This window comes from Streptomyces sp. NPDC001270, assembly GCF_042896695.1.
Lineage (GTDB): Bacteria > Actinomycetota > Actinomycetes > Streptomycetales > Streptomycetaceae > Streptomyces.
In genome coordinates this window covers 271090-287079 of record NZ_JBIAXM010000010.1, presented here as the reverse complement: position 1 = coordinate 287079, position 15990 = coordinate 271090, and the positions used below count along the sequence as shown (strand labels likewise).

Annotated in this window: 16 protein-coding genes; 11 read left to right on the top strand and 5 right to left on the bottom strand. The window is 71.9% G+C overall.

The genetic code is table 11. The features are described from left to right. Positions 1 to 196 precede the first annotated feature (196 nt). On the bottom strand, positions 197 to 3790 hold the full coding sequence (locus ACFY2B_RS19500) for a BTAD domain-containing putative transcriptional regulator (RefSeq protein WP_390764329.1): 3594 nt from the start codon (positions 3788 to 3790) through the stop codon (positions 197 to 199). Positions 3791 to 4044: 254 nt separating this feature from the next. On the opposite strand from ACFY2B_RS19500, the gene ACFY2B_RS19495 reads away from it, so the two are divergent. The 11 genes from ACFY2B_RS19495 (at position 4045) to ACFY2B_RS19445 (ending at position 10883) form a co-directional block, all read left to right on the top strand. Then, entirely contained in the window at positions 4045 to 4914 is an 870-nt protein-coding gene (locus tag ACFY2B_RS19495) for a diiron oxygenase (protein WP_390764328.1), read from the top strand. Next, entirely contained in the window at positions 4911 to 5753 is an 843-nt protein-coding gene (locus ACFY2B_RS19490) for a hypothetical protein (RefSeq protein WP_390764327.1), read from the top strand. The genes ACFY2B_RS19495 and ACFY2B_RS19490 overlap by 4 nt, the downstream gene beginning before the upstream one ends. Beyond that, the gene (locus ACFY2B_RS19485) at positions 5750 to 6190 is read left to right on the top strand and encodes a holo-ACP synthase (protein WP_390764326.1); all 441 of its coding nucleotides are present in this window, start codon (positions 5750 to 5752) and stop codon (positions 6188 to 6190) included. The genes ACFY2B_RS19490 and ACFY2B_RS19485 overlap by 4 nt, the downstream gene beginning before the upstream one ends. Before the next feature lie 10 nt (positions 6191 to 6200). Further along, complete coding sequence (locus ACFY2B_RS19480; protein WP_389025383.1) at positions 6201 to 6434, top strand: acyl carrier protein; 234 nt, start codon at positions 6201 to 6203, stop codon at positions 6432 to 6434. Between the two features lie 20 nt (positions 6435 to 6454). After that, the gene (locus ACFY2B_RS19475) at positions 6455 to 7276 is read left to right on the top strand and encodes a class I SAM-dependent methyltransferase (protein ID WP_390764325.1); all 822 of its coding nucleotides are present in this window, start codon (positions 6455 to 6457) and stop codon (positions 7274 to 7276) included. After that, positions 7276 to 8235: a 3-oxoacyl-[acyl-carrier-protein] synthase III C-terminal domain-containing protein gene (locus tag ACFY2B_RS19470; RefSeq protein ID WP_390764324.1), complete on the top strand. Its 960-nt coding sequence runs from the start codon at positions 7276 to 7278 to the stop codon at positions 8233 to 8235. The genes ACFY2B_RS19475 and ACFY2B_RS19470 overlap by 1 nt, the downstream gene beginning before the upstream one ends. Further along, complete coding sequence (locus tag ACFY2B_RS19465) at positions 8232 to 8501, top strand: phosphopantetheine-binding protein (RefSeq protein WP_390764323.1); 270 nt, start codon at positions 8232 to 8234, stop codon at positions 8499 to 8501. The genes ACFY2B_RS19470 and ACFY2B_RS19465 overlap by 4 nt, the downstream gene beginning before the upstream one ends. Next, complete coding sequence (locus ACFY2B_RS19460; RefSeq protein WP_390764322.1) at positions 8498 to 9352, top strand: hypothetical protein; 855 nt, start codon at positions 8498 to 8500, stop codon at positions 9350 to 9352. Before ACFY2B_RS19465 ends, ACFY2B_RS19460 begins: the two co-directional genes overlap by 4 nt. Before the next feature lie 3 nt (positions 9353 to 9355). Continuing rightward, the gene (locus tag ACFY2B_RS19455) at positions 9356 to 9787 is read left to right on the top strand and encodes a holo-ACP synthase (protein ID WP_390764321.1); all 432 of its coding nucleotides are present in this window, start codon (positions 9356 to 9358) and stop codon (positions 9785 to 9787) included. 137 nt (positions 9788 to 9924) lie between these two features. Next, complete coding sequence (locus tag ACFY2B_RS19450; protein WP_390764320.1) at positions 9925 to 10686, top strand: COG4280 domain-containing protein; 762 nt, start codon at positions 9925 to 9927, stop codon at positions 10684 to 10686. Next, positions 10683 to 10883 (top strand): hypothetical protein, encoded by a 201-nt coding sequence (locus ACFY2B_RS19445; RefSeq protein WP_390764319.1) that lies wholly within the window; start codon positions 10683 to 10685, stop codon positions 10881 to 10883. Before ACFY2B_RS19450 ends, ACFY2B_RS19445 begins: the two co-directional genes overlap by 4 nt. A gap of 24 nt (positions 10884 to 10907) precedes the next feature. Here the strand turns inward: ACFY2B_RS19445 and ACFY2B_RS19440 are convergent, their stop codons facing one another. From ACFY2B_RS19440 to ACFY2B_RS19425, 4 genes are all read right to left on the bottom strand, one after another. After that, on the bottom strand, positions 10908 to 11498 hold the full coding sequence (locus ACFY2B_RS19440) for a Chromate resistance protein ChrB (RefSeq protein ID WP_390764318.1): 591 nt from the start codon (positions 11496 to 11498) through the stop codon (positions 10908 to 10910). A gap of 546 nt (positions 11499 to 12044) precedes the next feature. Then, positions 12045 to 12299, bottom strand: coding sequence for a hypothetical protein (locus tag ACFY2B_RS19435; RefSeq protein WP_390764317.1), 255 nt, complete (start codon positions 12297 to 12299; stop codon positions 12045 to 12047). A 363-nt stretch (positions 12300 to 12662) separates the two neighbouring features. Beyond that, a complete protein-coding gene (locus ACFY2B_RS19430; protein ID WP_390764316.1) occupies positions 12663 to 14609 on the bottom strand; it encodes an ATP-binding cassette domain-containing protein in 1947 nt (648 codons plus the stop codon). A 65-nt stretch (positions 14610 to 14674) separates the two neighbouring features. Further along, positions 14675 to 15610: an extracellular solute-binding protein gene (locus ACFY2B_RS19425; RefSeq protein WP_390764315.1), complete on the bottom strand. Its 936-nt coding sequence runs from the start codon at positions 15608 to 15610 to the stop codon at positions 14675 to 14677. Between the last annotated feature and the right edge of the window lie 380 nt (positions 15611 to 15990).

Below are 15990 nucleotides of genomic sequence, written 5' to 3'. Positions count from 1 at the left end.
GAGGGGGCATATCCGCGGAACTACAGCCGGACCATAGGGACGGCTGCCGCCCGGTCAGCGGGGTGCCGCCGACGCCACCGGGCTGACCTGCGGTGTCGCGGCACGCCCCGGCAGAGTCCGCCGGACGCGGCAGAAATCGCAAACCTTTCCCCGGCAGGTCGCCACAGAACCGGGGCCGGCCCGCGCGTCCGACCGGTCAGCCGGCCCGGCCGGGCCGCGGGCGGACGGCGCCGAAACCGGGCATGCCCATCCCCTGGAACAGCAGCAGCGACGTACGCCAGTGACCGAAGGCCCGAGTGTCCTCGCCCAGCATCGCCGACGTGCTCCCGAGCACCAGATGGCTCCGTGCCTCCCCGGGGCGGTGCCCGGTCTCGTGGTGCAGGGCGAGTGCCTGCCGCGCGGTACGCATCGCCTGCTCGCCCTCCTTCAGACACAGCCGGACCCCGGCGAGCACGTTCAGCGCGTTGCCCTCCAGCATCCGGAACTCCGCCTGCCGGGCCATGCCGATGGCCTGTTCCACCGTGGCGAGCACCCCGTCCGGCCGGTCCTGGCGCAGCCGCGTCGCGGCCAGATTGATGAGCGCGTAGACCTGCGGGTAGCGGTCGTCCATCGACTCGGCGAGATACAGTGCCCGCCGGTAGCACTCCGCCGCCTCCCCCAGACTTCCGGCGCTCTCGTACGCGGCCCCCATGGAGAAGAACGCGTTCGCCTCCAGCCTCCTGTTGCGCATGGACTGCGCCGACTCCAGGGCGAGCCGGGCGACGGCCATCCCCTCGGTGTGGTCGCCGAGATCGGAGTGCGCGGCCGACAGACAGCTCAGCGCCACCGTGACGCTGGTCTTGTTGCCGTTCTGCTCGTGCACCCGCAACGCCTCGCCGATCACCCGGATGACGTCCTGGGGCCGCCCCAGGGCCCGGTAGGTGATGCCGAGGTTGGTCTGCGCGATGGCCTCACCGCTGGCCGAGCCCATGCGCCGGAACAGCCGGGCGGCGTGCGCGTGGTGGTCGGCGGCCTCCGTGAGCCGGCCCAGCTTCCAGCAGATCAGGCCCAGGTTCGTCACGTCGTCGGGGGCGACCGTGCCCTGCGACTGCTTGGTGAGGTCCCAGGCCTGCGAGAGGAACTGCGCGGCCTGCCGCGTGGCGCCGTTCTCCTGGTGCGCGGCACCGATCCGGCGCAGCGCCATGGCCTGCCCGTTGAGCCAGCCCGCCGCCCTGGCCAGCGCCAGCGCGCCCTTGAACAGCTCCTGGGCCTGGAGGTTGTCCCCCTTGACCCAGTAGCAGTCGCCGCGCCGCAGCTGCGCGGCGGACCGGGCCCGCAGATTGCCGTCGGCGGTCGCCGCGGACAGGCCCGCGGTCGCCACCGACAGACAGTCCGCCGTGTACGCCCGCAGCGACAGGAATCCGTGCAGCACCTCGGCGAGCCGCCAGGCGACCCGGTGGCAGCCGGCGTCCGCCGCGGCCAGCACCGCACCGACCAGGCTCTCCCGCTCGCTCTCCAGCCAGTCCAGGGCCCGGCGGTGGTCGCCGACCACCACCCGCTGGTCCCCGGGATCCGTCTGCGCGTCCGCGTCCTGCCCCGACAGCTCCTCCGGATACAGCATCCGGGCCGCGGTCTCCGCGTTGACCAGGTACCAGTCGAGCAGCCTGTCGCGTGCCGCGTCCAGTTCGCCGCCGTCGGCCAGGTCCCGGGCGTAGGCGCGCAGCAGGTCGTGCGTGGCGAAGCGGCCGGGCACCGGTTCCTGCACCAGGTGGGCGTCGGCGAGATGGCGCAGCACCCGGCCGGCCTCGTCCGCACCGGTCCCGGTGAGCGCGGCGGCCCCGTGCGGGGTGGTGTCCGGCCCGGGCAACAGGCCGAGCAGCCGGAACGTACGCCGGGCCGGTTCGGGCAGCGCCAGGTAGGAGAGGTCGAACGCGACGCGGATCGTGGCGCGTTCGTCGCCGTCCACCTGGAGGCCGCTGAGCAGGTTCCCGCCGCGCAGCTTCGCGCAGTACTCGGCGATGGTGGTGTTCCGGTTCGCGATCAGATTGGCCGCGGCGATCCGCAGGGCCAGCGGCAGCCACCCGCAGAGCCGGGCCAGCTCCGCCACGGCCTCGGGTTCGGCGCGGACCCGGTCGTCGCCGAGGACCCGGCCCAGCAGCGACCACGCCTCCTGCCGGCTGAGCACGTCGAGCCCGAGGACGTGGGCGCCCTCGGTGGCGACCAGCCCGGCCAGCTTGCCGCGGCTGGTGATGACGACCCGGCAGTTGCCCTCGCCCGGGACGAGGGGCCGCACCTGGTCCACGTCGGCGGCGTTGTCCAGGACGATCAGCATGCGCTTGTCGGCCAGCAGCGTGCGGTACGTCGCCGCCGCCTCCTCCCGGCTCGGCGCCACCTGGTCCGGCGGCACCCCGAGCGCACGCAGGAAACGGGCGAGGACGTCCTCGGGGCGCAGCGCCGGCAGCGCCGAGTGTCCCTGGAGGTTCACGAACAGCTGCCCGTCGGCGAACCGGGACCGGTGGGCGTGCGCCCAGCGCAGTGCGAGAGCGGTCTTCCCCACCCCCGGCGGGCCGATGACCGTGACCACCGGGGCCGCGCCGGCGCCCTCGCAGGACAGCAGCCGGTCCAGCTCCAGCAGCTCCGTCTCGCGCCCCACGTAGGTGGGGGTGTCGGCGGGCAGTTGCGCGGGTCTGCCCGTCATGGGCGCGGCGGAGCGGGCCGCGTCGAAGCCCGAGCGTTCGGTCCGCGGGATCTGCTGCCGCAGCACGCGCATGTGGGCGTGCCGGATCTCTTCGCTCGGCGCGATGCCCAACTGCTCGTCGAGGCGTTCCCGGAGGGTGGTGAAGACGTTCAGGGCGGCTGCCTGCTCACCGCAGCCGGCCAGGGCGAGCATGAGGCGCGCGTGGATGCCCTCGTGCAGCGGATCCTCGTGGGCGAGGTCCCACAGGACGCGCAGCGACTGCTCGGGCCGGCGCATCCGCAGGGCCAGATCGGCGTGCAGCAGCGCGGCTTCGCTTCGGCGCTCACCGCCGGAGACGGCCATCGGGTGCTGCCGCAGCGCCGAGTCCAGGTCGGCGAGGAGGGGGCCGCGCCAGCACTCCAGCGCGGCGGTCAGCGACTCGAAGGCCAGCGACTCGTGGCCGGTGCCGTGCGCACGCCGTGCCCGGGACACGAGTTCGTCGAAGCGCCCGATGTCGGTCTGGCCGGCGTCCACCCGGAGCCGGTAGCCGCTGGGGACGCGTTCCACCGTGGCCGCCGCGCCGGACGCCTGCGGCGGGTCGGGTTCCAGGAGGCGGCGCACCTGGCTCACATAGGTGTGGATCAGGCTCTGGTACGAACCGGGCGGTCCGGCCGGCCACAGGGCCTCGACGATCTCCTGATGGGTGGCGGGCGCGGGGCACTTGAGGACGAGCAGCCCGAGCAGGTGGCGGAGCATGGGCCGGGTGACCGGGACCGGGGTGTCACCGCGGTGCACGGCGAGCGGTCCGAGGACCAGGAAGCGGAGCCGGCCGCTGGTCCTGGGCGCGGCGTCCCGGGCGGCGTCGTGCAGCTCACCGGCCTCGGCATCGGAGAGTTCCAGCGCCGCGACGAGCCGTTGGACGGTGCGTAACTGGGGCCGCTGGACCCGGCCGCGTTCTATGTCGCGCAGCGCGCGGGTGCTCATACCGGTCTTTCCCGAGAGTTCCTGCTGGCTCAGGTGGGCGCGTTTGCGAAACGACCGTATGCGCTGGCCCAGTGCCGCCGGGCCGCTGTCGGATCCGCGATCCGTGGGTTCGCTGTCCGCTGCGTTGCTGTCCAAGGGTGGGGGCCCCATCTTCGGTGACGTGCACGGTGTCGGGCGGGCTTCGCGGGCGTGGTTCACCTGAACTCTCCCCGAGCCACGGACGTTTGTGAACCACGCCCCACCGCCCCGTCGGGCGGCCGGCCGCGTGGCCGTTCCGGTCGGTCCGCCGGACTTCCCGCACTGACCGGTCGCGGCCAGGCCGCTTTCGGGCATTGAGGCTCTTTCCGATCCCAGCCTACCGTCTGGATCGACCGAACCTCGCGGTGAAAGGAGGTCGAGATCCCATGGTCAGCGACGTAATCGAACGCGACGCACGTTTCCAGGGAATACTTGAACGCCTCAGCGCCAAGTCGATCGACGACTACTACAACCCGTACCGGATCTTCGAATGGCCGGACCGGCTGCCGGACGAGATGTGGTGGATGAGCCCCGAACTCACCACCACCCACGGCACCGAACTGGCCGCAAGTCTCCCTCCGGAGCAGCTGTACACGCTCTCCCGGTACGAGAGCGTCAACTTCTACAGCCTCAATGTGCACGGCATTCGAGAACTTCTCATCGAGGTCGTGGGCCGCATTCACACCGCGGGTTTCGAAGCGCCCTCGGAGTTCTTCCACCACTTCATCGGTGAGGAGAACGAACACATGTGGTTCTTCGCGGAATTCTGCCTGCGGTACGGGAAGAAGATCTACCGCCAGCCGGCCGGTGCCGGCGCGACCGTGCCCTCCTCCAAGGTGGAGAGCCTGCTGGTCTTCGCCCGCATCATGATCTTCGAGGAGCTGGTCGACCACTACAACTCGACCATGGCGGCGGACGAGCGGCTGCACGAGACGATCCGGGGGATCAACCGCATCCACCACCAGGACGAGTCCCGGCACATCGCCTTCGGCCGCGAACTGGTGCACCTCCTCTTCGAGGACGTGAAGCGCACGGCGTCGGAGGAGGAACTGGAGGAGATCTCCGCCTACCTGCGCCGCTACATGACGCACAGCTTCGAGTCCCTCTACCACCCCCAGGTGTACCGCGACGCCGGCTTCGAGCGCCCGCACGAGATACGCCGGACCCTGCTGGACTCCCCGGCCAGGGCGCTGGCGGAGGAGCGCACGTTCCGCAAGACCAGCAAGTACCTCAAGAAGGTAGGGCTCCTGCGATGACCCGCCTCACAGGAAGCGCGGGCGCTCGGGCACTGGCCATCCTCGGCCCGGACGAGACCCGGCTGATCAGGGAACTCGACGCCGTCTTCGCCGGCTGGGGACAGGCGGCGGGCGCCGACGAGATCAGCCCGCCGCCGCTGTTCCCGGTGAGCGACCTGGAGAAGTTCGACGTCTACACGAACTTCCCGCACCTCGCCTGGGTCGCCGGCAACCTCGACCTGAGCGGCGGTCAGATCAAACCGCAGGACGGCGCGTTCGGCCCGTCCGACGTCACCGGGGCCCGCTACGGCCTGCCGCACGCCACCTGCTACGGCGCCTACCTGTACCACGAGGGCGACCAGGTCCCGGACGACACCCTCGTCACCCTGGTCAACCGCTGCTTCCGCAACGAGGACCACTACGGCGGGCTGCGCCGGCTGGCCAGCTTCCAGATGCGCGAGATCGTCGCCCTCGGCTCCTACGAGCACACCCAGGACGTGCTCGCCCGCTTCACCGACCGCATCCTGGTCTTCGCCGACGCGCTCGACCTCGGACTGGACAAGACCGCGGCGTCCGACCCGTTCTTCCAGAACGACGGTGCCCGCGCGTTCATGCAGAAGCTCAGCCCGGTCAAGTACGAGTTCCAGCGGGGCGACCTGGCCATCGCCTCGGTCAACACCCACCGCAACTTCTTCGGTGAGCGCTGCGGGATCCGTCTCGCGAGCGGCGAGCACGCCTTCACCTCCTGTGTCGCCTTCGGCCTGGAGCGCTGGCTCGCCGTGCTGACCGAGCGCTACGAGGACGACCCGGTGGCCGCACTCGCGGCCGTCCGCGCCGCGGCCGGGAAAACCGCGGCATGAGCCTGCCGAGCGGCACCGTGACGCCCCGGATCGGTATCGACCTCGTACCGCTCGCGCGCGTCGCGGAACTGCTGAACCCGGACACCGGACCGGCCCTGCACCGGATGCTCTCGCCCGGAGAGCTGGCGGCCTCCCGCACTCCGGACGGCGCGGCCGACCCGGAGAGCATCGCCGGCCGGCTCGCCGCCAAGGAGGCGGTGTTCAAGGTGTTCTCCGCCGCCGGCCAGACCCTGCCCTGGCTCGGCATCGAGATCCTGCCCGGTCCGGGTGGCCGTCCGGACCTCAGGCTCAGCGGCCGGGCCGCCGAGCTTGCCGAGCGGGTCGGACTCGGTCCGATCGACGTGAGCATCAGCCACAGCGGAGGCTTCGCCGTCGCCGTGGCCGCCGCGGCGGTCGCCGGCCTGCCGGACCCAGCCCCCGCACCACGCCACCCCTGAAGGGAATCCCATGAGTTCCACAGGAATCGAGAAGGTCCGGGACTGGATCCTCGGACGCCACGCCGACCGCACCGAACTCGCGGCCGACGTCAACATCATCGAGAACCGGCTGGTCGACTCGCTGTCCTTCGTCGAACTCGTCTATGTGATCGAGGACGCCAGCGGCGCCGAGATCGACTTCGACAACATCGACATCGAGGACTTCCAGTCGCTGGCGACCATCGAGAAGGCGTTCTTCGCCTGACGCCGAGAGAGGCCCGAACCATGCACGCAGTCTCGTACACGGCCCAGTGGATGGCCGCCGCCCGCGCCCTGGAGTCCGAGCGGGAGGACGCGCTCTACATCGACCCGCTCGCTCGCGAACTGGCGGCCCCCAAGGGCTTCGAACTGATCGACCGCTACGAGGGCGGCGGCCTGCTGCCGTTCATCTCGATCCGCACCAGATTCCTGGACGACGCCATCACCTCCGTGCTCGCCGACACCGAGGTCCGGCAGGTGGTGCTGATCGCCGCGGGCATGGACACCCGTGCCTTCCGCCTCGACTGGCCCGAGGACACCGCGGTCTTCGAGGTGGACCACGGGCCGCTGATCGAGGAGAAGCGCCGCCGCCTCGACCGGCTCGGCGCCCGGTCGGGAGCCGACCGGCGCGAGGTCTCCGCGGACCTCACCGGGGAGTGGCTGCCCGACCTGGAGCGGGCCGGGTTCGACCGCACGCGGCCCACCCTGTGGATCGCCGAGGCGCTGACCTTCTTCCTCACCGAGGAGCAGACGGCCGGACTGCTCCGGCTGCTGGCCTCGGCCTCGGCGCCCGGCAGCAGGCTCGCCTTCGACATCCTCGGCCGGGCCCTGCTGCGCAGCCCCTTCTCGAAGCCGTTCCTGGACAAGCTGGCCGCCGACGGCACGCCGTGGATCTTCGGCAGCGACGAGCCGGAGGAGTTCGTCCAGGCCCACGGCTGGAAGGTCACGGACCTCAAGGAACCCGGCCAGCCGGGCGTGGGCGAGGGCCGCTGGCCGTACGAGGTCCAGCCGAGGAACCGGCGGGGGGCCAACCGCCTCTGGCTGATCCAGGCCGAGGTCGCCGGCTGATGGGCGGACACACCACGCTGGAACGCATCGAGTCGTACCTGCCCGAGCGCAGCATCCGCATCGAGGAACTGGGCGACCACCTGGGGCTGCGCCGCGCGGAGCTGGGGGTCTTCCGCAAGTTCTACGGCCTCGACACGCTGCGCTTCGACCCGGACACCCACCTGTTCGACCTGCTGCGGCCGGCCGCCCGCCGGGCGCTCTCGGCACTGCCCGAGGGCGCCCGGGTGGCGTACCTGGTCTACGCCCACACCACGCAGGCGGTGGCGCCCGCCGACGTCGACGTGGCCCAGGTGGTCCGGGACGACCTCGGGCTGCCGGACACGGAGGCGTTCGGCCTCAGCCACCAGGCGTGTGTGAGCAGTCTGGGCGGGATCGACGTGGTCGGCGAGCTGCTGCGCGCGGAGGCCGAGGAAGGCGCGTACGCCCTGATGGTCACCGGTGAGCGCGCGTACTCGCCGATCGTCCAGCACGTGCCCAACACCGCGATCATGGCCGACGCGGCGGCGGCCTGTCTCGTCACCCTGGACGGCGCGGGGGACCGGGTGCGTTCCTTCGTCACGCGCACCCTGGGCGAGTACGCGAAGTGGCTGGAGCTCACGCCGGAGCAGAACACCGAGTTCGGCGAGCGCTACGGGGCCCGGATCGCCGAGGTCATCCACGAGGCCGTGGACCAGGCGGGCCTGACGTTCGAGGACATCGAGCTGGTCATCCCGCACAACGTCAACATGCTGGCGTGGCGGCAGACCATCAAGGTGCTCGACGTCCCGCGCGAGAAGGTCTTCCTGGACAACGTGCCCCGCTACAGCCACACCTTCGCCTCGGACGTCTTCGTCAACTACACGACGCTGCGCGACGAGGACCGGCTGGTCGACGGCGCGCACTACGTCATGGTCTCGGTCGGTCTCGGGGCCACCTTCGGGGCCATGGTGATCACCCACCGGAAGAGGGCGACTGCATGACGGACCGTCAGGTAGTCGTACGGGCCATCGAGAAGGCCCTGGGCGAGGTGCTGGAACGGGAGATCGCCGAACTGACCGAGGACACCCGGCTCTTCGACGACCTGCGCCTCGACTCCTCCTCCGTCCTCGAACTGCTCCTGCTGGTCGAGGACTCCACCGAGATCGCCGTCGATCCCGAGGATCTCGACATCGACCACCTGCGTACGGTGCGCTCCTTCGCCGACTACGTGGAATCCCTGCTGGAGCGGGGGGAGGCAGACGCATGACGGGCCTTGTCGTCCAGGCCGCCGCGGCGGTCCGCGCACCGAAGGGGCGCGAGCCCGCCGACGACCCGGCCGTGCTGGGCTACTTCCAGGACCTGCTGAGGCCCTTCGGGGCCGAGCCGGACAAGGAACTGCTCCAGCGCGGCGCCCAGGTCCACCACCAGGACCTGGCCGATCTGCTGGCCGAGGCGGACGGCGTACGCGAGAGCCGCCCGCAGCTGCTCGTCGTCGCCCACGCCCTGCCGGACGTCGTACCGTTCACCGCGGTCGCGCCCTACCTCACGTCACGGCTGGGCGGCGAGGCCACCTGCTTCGCCATCGGGCAGCAGGGTCTGGCCGCGCCGTTCACCGCGCTGCGGATCGCCTCGGCGTACCGACGTGCCGGACGGGTGCGCGAGGTGGTGCTGGCGATCCTGGAGCAGACCACCTTGCCGACGTCGTTCCCGCTGGTGGAGGACGTGCCGCTGGCGGACTCGGCGGCGGCGCTGGTGCTCGGCGCCGGACCGGCGGACGGAGCCGGTCCGGCGCTGGCCGGGGTGGCGGCGGGCGTCCCGCTGGACACGCTGCTGACCGCCGGGCCCGGGCACCCCGGGCCGTCGGGCACCACGGACACGCTCGTGGTACTGGGCTCCTGGGCGACCCAGGACCCGCCGCAGGACGTGGCCGTGCACCGGGCGGCGCCCGGCAGTTACTGCACCGGTGTCTGGCTGGAACTGGCCGAGAACTGGGTGGACTGGCGGGAGCGGTACGGGCGGATCGTGCTCAGCGACACGGATCCCCGCACGGGCCGGAGCCATCACGCGGTGTTCACCACCGGGCTCGCGCCGGAGCCCGCCGCGGACGGGGGGCGCTGACCCGTGTGGATCGGGGTGGACCTCCTGCGGGCGGGTGAGCTGGACCGGTTGCTCGGTCGGCGCTGGTTCCGTGAATTCACCTACGACCCGGCCGAGTTGGCGCAGGCGGAGGAATTCGGTCCCGAACGCGCCCGCGAGTACCTGGTCGGGCGCTTCGCCGGGAAGGAATCGGTGCTGAAGGTGCTCGGCACGGGTTTCACCTCCGGCGTGAAACCCCGGCAGGTCGCGATCCTGCGGACACCGCTGGGCGCGCCGGAGGTCCATCTCACCGGGACGGCGGCGGCGCGGGCGCGGGAGCTGGGCGTCGCCGAGATCCGGGTGTCGATCACGCACAAGTCCGATCTGGCCATGGCGGTGGCCCTGGGCCTGCCCGCGGCCCGGCCCGGATGCACCTGCGAGACGTCGGCCGGATCCTCGGTTACCATGCATTCATAACCACTGTTAGATTTGAGAAGTCCTCGTGGTTATGAACGGAAGGTGTCGGAGGTGCTGGTGGTGCTGAAGGCGCAGCGCGGGTGCTCGGTGGTGACCAGGGCCGACAGGCCGACGGCGACCAGCGGCGGCGAGACCCCATGAGCGGCACCGCGCTGCTCCTCGCCGTCTTCCTGGCCTGCGCGGTGGAAGCCGTCGAGGCGCTCACCGTCGTCCTGGCCGCGGGCGTCACCCGCGGCTGGCGCTCACCCCTGCTCGGTGTGGGTGCGGCGGTGCTCGCCCTGGCGGCCGTGGTGGCCCTGCTCGGGCCGGCCGTCGGGCGGATCCCGCTCGGCGCGATGCAGTTGGTGATCGGCGCGCTGCTGCTCGTGTTCGGGCTTCAGTGGCTGCGCAAGGCGATCCTGCGGGCGTCGGGATTCAAGGCGCGGCACGACGAGGACAGGATCTACCGGGAGCAGGTCACGGCCGCCGCGACCGCCTCCCACGAGAGCCGGGCCTTCGTCACCGACTGGTACGGCTTCACCCTGGCCTTCAAGGGCGTGCTCCTGGAGGGCCTGGAGGTGGCGTTCATCGTGGTCACCTTCGGCTCCGTGCAGGGCCGGATCGGCCTGGCCTCGCTCGGGGCGGCGGCCGCCGTGGTGCTGGTGGTCGCGGTCGGCCTGCTGGTGAGGGCGCCGCTGGCCAGGGTGCCCGAGAACACCATGAAGTTCGCGGTGGGCGTGCTGCTGACCGCCTTCGGCACCTTCTGGGGCGCGGAGGGCGCGGGCGCCGAATGGCCGGGCGCCGATGCGGCGTTGCTGGTCCTCGTGCCCGGCATCCTCGCCGTGTCCCTCGCCTACGTCGCCCTGTTGCGCCGCACCGGCGCCGCGGCCCGCTCGGACCATGCCGAGGTGGCCTCATGAACCCGGTCCTGCGATTCCTGCGCTTCTGGTACGACTTCGTGGTCGGCGACGACTGGACCGTCGCGGTCGGCGTGGTCCTGGCGCTCGCCGTCACCGCGCTGCTGGTCACCGGGCATGTCCCCGCCTGGTGGCTGGTCCCCGTCGCGGTGGTGGCGCTGCTGGGCGGGTCGCTGTGGCGGGCGGCCCGCGGCGCGTAGCGGCCGGCCGGAGTAGCGCGGCGGTCAGCGAGTCTCGCCCTCCTCCAGATAGACCCGGGCCGCGTAGTCCTCCAGCACCTGCTCGCACCGCTTCAACGCCGCCTCCACCTCCGCGCGGCCGGACGCCGACAGCAGGTCACGCTTGCGTACCTTGGCGAACCAGTTCCTGAGCTTGGTGAGGTCCTCGTCGTTCTCCTCCAGCTCGGCATAGGTGAAGTGGTCGGCCCGGTACTCCTTCTCGACCTGCTGGAGGAAGTCCTGGCACCGGTCGACGATCTCCTCGTACTCGTCGTCCCGGGCGGCGTTGAACGCGGTGACCACGTCGCTCTCCCCGGCCAGCGCCTCCGTCGCGAACAGCTGGGCCGTGCCGCCCATGTCGATGATCTCCTTGCGCAGCACGCGCAGCGCACGCTCGGCGGCGACGGTCCGGGGGAAGGTCGCCACCGAGTTCTGCAGGTAGATGGCGCCCAGGCCCTTGATGCGGCGCCACACCGCCGCCCGCAGCCGGGTCGGCTCGCTCGGCACCCGGTAGACCAGCATCAGCCACTGCCGCAGCCGGCCGTCCCCTTCGCCGCCGACGGGTTCCCCTTCCTGCGCCGAAGCCGTCGACTCCACCGTGCACCTCCCGCTCTGCCCGCTCGACGCAGCCACCCTACGGGGACCGCGCAGGCGCCGCCGCACGCGGACCTTCCGGCCGGTCGGCGAGCCGCCCGGCCTCGGGTGATCGGCGCGGCACCCGGCGGCGGAGGCCGGCCGTGTGCGGCCCGGAACGCCGCCCGAGGTGCCGGTCCCGCAGGGCCGGGCTAGGCTGGGGATCGAGCCGCAAAACAGGGCACGCCCCAGGCCGTTGAAGTTCCCGTGACGAGGAATTCCGGCCGTAGTTCCGGGCCATGTGCAACCGAGTGGCCCGACCTGGCGGCGTCGGTTCCGAGACGTGCTTTGTCACATTCAAAGCGGTGAAGCCAGAGACCGCCCCGTACGTTCTTGTTCTGCGGTGGCGGCCATCCACTCGCCCCCCGCACGGGTGGGCGAGACGATGGAGAGAAAGGCATTCCCATGCGAGCACAACGCGCGAGGCGTCTCCTCGCGGTCTCCGCTGCCGGTGTTCTGATGGCCGGTGGCGCCGCGTTCGGCGCGGCGGGCACCGCCTCGGCGGCCCCGTCACACGTCGGTTCCGGATACTCGCACTCCCAGAGCGGATTCGGCGACCACGGCGGTGGTGGCGGCGGCGGCCACGGTGGCGGCGGCGGTCACGGTGGCGGCGGCCACGGCGGCGGCGGCCACGGTGGTGGCGGTCACGGTGGTGGCGGTCACGGCGGCGGCGGTCATGGCGGTGGCGGTCACGGTGGCGGCGGTCATGGCGGCGGCGGCCACGGTGGTGGCGGCGGACGCTGACCGGACGCAGACACCGGACACACACAATGGTGCGATGTGCGGCTCCGTCAGCGGGGCCGCACGTCGCGACTCGACGGGACCGGCCGATCAGGCCGGTCCCGTCAGCAGTCGATGATGTTCACCGCCGGCCCGCCCGGCGCTGTCTCCCTCTCCGTATCCGTGAACCGCAGTGACCGCGCTGCGGTTTCTGCGCGGTGCGGCCGGGACAGCGGTCCGGATCGGCGACCGGAACACCGCCCCGGCCGCAGCGACTTCGAGCTTGACGGACTTGAACCCTTTGCACCCGGACTTCGGTGACCGGGGCCGCCTGTCGCGGCTCGTCGGAGTCACCGGTCCGTCCGTCGGCTGTGCTGAGCCAGGCTCGTTGCCGACGGGTCGGCAGGCTCAGGGCGGGCTGCCGGGGCCGCACCGCGGGGTCGTGCCGGTGGCGCCTTCGGCCGGCTGCCGCCGGCTGGTGCGGGAGGCGAGTGGGTGCTGGACGGAGTCGGCAGGCGCGGGCCAGACGGTGATGGCCTCGGGGGGCAGGTGGATCCGGCAGCCGTCGGTGGTCGCGGAGATGTCCTGCGGGGTGACGGTGATGCTCATCTCGTGTCCGTTGGCCAGCAGGGCGCGGATCTCGGTGACGGGGCCCAGGTGCACGGTGTCGATGATGGTCGCGGGGTGGCCGCCGGTGGCGGTGAGTTGGATGTCCTCGGGGCGGATGCACCAGGCGACGGGTGTGCCGGCGGGGAGGCCGGTGGCGGTCACGGTGAGGTGGGCGCCGTCCACGTCGAGGGTGTGGGGGCCGGTGAGGCGGCCCGTGTGGAGGTTGCGGATGCCGAGCAGGCGTGCGGCCTCCGGGGTGGCGGGGTGGGCGAAGACCTCGCGCTGGTCCCCGGCCTGAAGGAGCCGGCCGTGGGCCAGGATGAGGATGTCCTCGGCGAGGAGGGCCGCGTCCTGGGGGTCGTGGGTGATGATCACAGTGGTGGGTGCGATGCCTTGCTGGAGGCGGCGCAGTGCCCAGCGCAGTTCGTCGCGGACGAGGGTGTCCAGGCCGGTGAACGGCTCGTCGAGCAGCAGAAGGCGGGGGTCGCGGGCGAGGGCGCGGGCGAGGGCGACGCGTCGGCGCTGGCCGCCGGAGAGCTGGTGGGGCAGGCGGTGCTGGAGACCGTCGAGGTCGAGCCTGCGCAGCCAGTAGGCGGCCAGGGCGGGGTCGGTGTCGACGCCGAAGGTGATCTGCTGCCAGACCGCCAGGTGCGGGATGAGGCTGACGTCCTGGGGAACGTAGCCGACGCCCCGGCGCTCCGGAGGCAGTGCCGTGAGGTCGTCGTCGTCGAGTCGGACGTATCCCTCGTCGGGGCGGATGAGACCGGCCACCAGACGCAGGGTCAGCGACTTGCCGGCGCCGGAGGGACCCAGGATGGCCAGGTGGCGCCCGCGGGCCGTGTGGGCGACCCGCAGGTGGAAGCTGCCCGACCGGGCGCGCAGGTCGAAGGCGAGGCGGGGGCTGGTCCGGGCGCGTGGGGCGCGGGGCGCGGGTGGTGCGGTGCGGCGGCGGTGGGGCAGCCGCAGGTGTGCGGTGCAGTGATTGACGGCGAGGACGGCCACGGCGGCGGCGAGGCTCACGGCGACGGGCAGCAACGTGGCGGCCAGCCCGGTACTGCCGAACTGGACGTAGGTGTAGACCGGCAGCGAGTAGGGGTGGTACGCGAGGACCACGGTGGCGCCGAACTCGCCGAAGGCACGCAGCCATGCCAGGAGCAGGCCGGCCTGGATGCCGGGGGCGGCACCGGGCAGGGCGACGCGGACGAAGCGGGACAGCCGTCCGTGGCCCAGGGTGGCGGAGACGTCGGCCAGATCGGGGTCGAGGGCGGCGAAGGCCGAACGGGCGGCGATGATGAGGAAGGGGGCCGCCACGAAGACCTGGGCCAGCACGATCCCCGCCGCGTGATCGGTGAGCCGACCGCCGAACAGCCGTCCGAGCGGGGCGTACGGACCGACGATGTACAGCATCAGGATGCCGCTCATCAGCGGTGGCAGGGCCAAGGGGAGCTGCACCGCCATCCCCAGCAGGGCGGCGGTACGGCCGTGGGCCTGGGCGAGGAGATAGGCCAGGGGCACACCGAGGACGGTGATGACCGCGGTGGCGATCGTCGCCGTCTCCAAGGAGACGATCAGCGCGTCCCCGACACCGGGCGCGGTCAGCGCACCACGCGGAGCACCCGCCGCCCACGCGACGAAGGCGCCCAGCGGGGCCAGCAGGTACAGCAGGAGGAGAGCGGCGAGCCAGGGCAGCGGCGTGCCCAGGAAGCGGACACGACCGCGACCCTGCTCCACCGGTCGCGGACTCACCCCGTCTCCTTCCTCGGGCGCCTCAGCCGTTCGTGGTCGGCTTCTCCTTCCTCGGGCGTTCGCCGTCAGCCGGCCGGCTTCGCCGAAAGGTCGGAACGCAGCTCCGCGGGGACGGCCGCGGCGTTGCCGGAGACGGTGGGCGCAGAGAGGGTCACGTTGTGCGCGGTGAGGCCGGCCTTGCCCTGGTCACCCAGCAGGTAGTGCACGAAGGCGGTGGCCCCCGCCGGGTTGGCCGCGCGGTTGAGGACCGTGACCGTGAAGTGGGCGGCGACCTTCACCGCGCCGAGGTCGACGGTGGGCAGGTGCTGCTCGGTCGCCTCGTTGCTGTAGTAGAAGGCGGCGTCCAGCTGCCCCGACTGCAACCGCCCGTCGAGTTCCTGTTCCGGGAAGACCTGGGAGGACTTCTCGACCGAGGAGACCAGGCCGGGCTCCTTGTGGATACGGGACGCCTGCTGGAGGGCCTGTACGGACAGCTCTCCCTTGGGGTCGAGCTTGGGATCGGTCCGGCCCAGCCGGAAGCCCGGCTCGGTGATCACCTGGTACCAGGGTTTCGTCTTCAGCTCGTTCGCGAACGAGCTGTGCGGGTTGTAGGCGATCTTCACCGGCGCACTGCCGAACGTGGCGTACCACGACACCCAGTCACCGCCTGCCGCGCCTTCCAGGGAGTTGTTGACCTTGGGGTCGGCGCTGACGAAGACGTCGGCCTGGCGCACCTTGCTCTTGATCTGGTGGGCGAGTTCGGTGGAGCCCCCGCCGACTCCCCGGTACTGGTAGCCCGTGGCAGCACTGAACTTCGGGCCGAGATCATGCTCCATGAGGTTCTGCAGCGAACCGCAGTACAGCACCTGTACGGTGCCGTGCCCCCCGCCGGCGGTGGTCGCCCCCCGCGCGGCTGCCGTGGCGTCGGCTCCGCTGCCACCGGCGACCAGGGCCGCGGCTGCTGCCAGCGCGCCCAGCACCTGCACCCGCGTCCGACGGCGAGTCGACCTTGTCGTATGCATGTGCGTTCACCCTTCCGCTCACTGCGGAGCACGGGTAAGCACCAGCCGCCACCTGCACGGATCAAGCCAACCGGGAATCCTGGCGGCACTCGCGTGCCGCTGCGCCGCCCCACGGCCACGGATCACGCCAGGTACGCGCTCGTGCACTGATCCGGGACCGGCTGCCGACGCCGCGGCCCGCGCCGCCCCGGGCATCTTCACGTGAGAAGTGCCTTGCCCCCTGCGGCCCCAGAACGAGAGAACGGGCCATACAGGGACAAAACAACATAAAAGCATCCTAACCGGCCGGACCGCCGCGGTGCGTGCCGGTGCCCGTGACGTGCGGGGCGGGAACCACCGCGACTCACGGCACGACTACTCGGACGGTGCCCATGCGGGAC

Bases quoted from the DNA above. Each gene is read 5' to 3' on its own strand.
- ACFY2B_RS19495 (WP_390764328.1), top strand. From the start codon at position 4,045: ATGGTCAGCGACGTAATCGAACGCGACGCACGTTTCCAGGGAATACTT.
- ACFY2B_RS19460 (WP_390764322.1), top strand. From the start codon at position 8,498: ATGACGGGCCTTGTCGTCCAGGCCGCCGCGGCGGTCCGCGCACCGAAG.
- ACFY2B_RS19450 (WP_390764320.1), top strand. From the start codon at position 9,925: ATGAGCGGCACCGCGCTGCTCCTCGCCGTCTTCCTGGCCTGCGCGGTG.
- ACFY2B_RS19490 (WP_390764327.1), top strand. From the start codon at position 4,911: ATGACCCGCCTCACAGGAAGCGCGGGCGCTCGGGCACTGGCCATCCTC.
- ACFY2B_RS19500 (WP_390764329.1), bottom strand. From the start codon at position 3,790: ATGGGGCCCCCACCCTTGGACAGCAACGCAGCGGACAGCGAACCCACG.
- ACFY2B_RS19485 (WP_390764326.1), top strand. From the start codon at position 5,750: ATGAGCCTGCCGAGCGGCACCGTGACGCCCCGGATCGGTATCGACCTC.
- ACFY2B_RS19465 (WP_390764323.1), top strand. From the start codon at position 8,232: ATGACGGACCGTCAGGTAGTCGTACGGGCCATCGAGAAGGCCCTGGGC.
- ACFY2B_RS19425 (WP_390764315.1), bottom strand. From the start codon at position 15,610: ATGCATACGACAAGGTCGACTCGCCGTCGGACGCGGGTGCAGGTGCTG.
- ACFY2B_RS19475 (WP_390764325.1), top strand. From the start codon at position 6,455: ATGCACGCAGTCTCGTACACGGCCCAGTGGATGGCCGCCGCCCGCGCC.
- ACFY2B_RS19445 (WP_390764319.1), top strand. From the start codon at position 10,683: ATGAACCCGGTCCTGCGATTCCTGCGCTTCTGGTACGACTTCGTGGTC.
- ACFY2B_RS19470 (WP_390764324.1), top strand. From the start codon at position 7,276: ATGGGCGGACACACCACGCTGGAACGCATCGAGTCGTACCTGCCCGAG.
- ACFY2B_RS19480 (WP_389025383.1), top strand. From the start codon at position 6,201: ATGAGTTCCACAGGAATCGAGAAGGTCCGGGACTGGATCCTCGGACGC.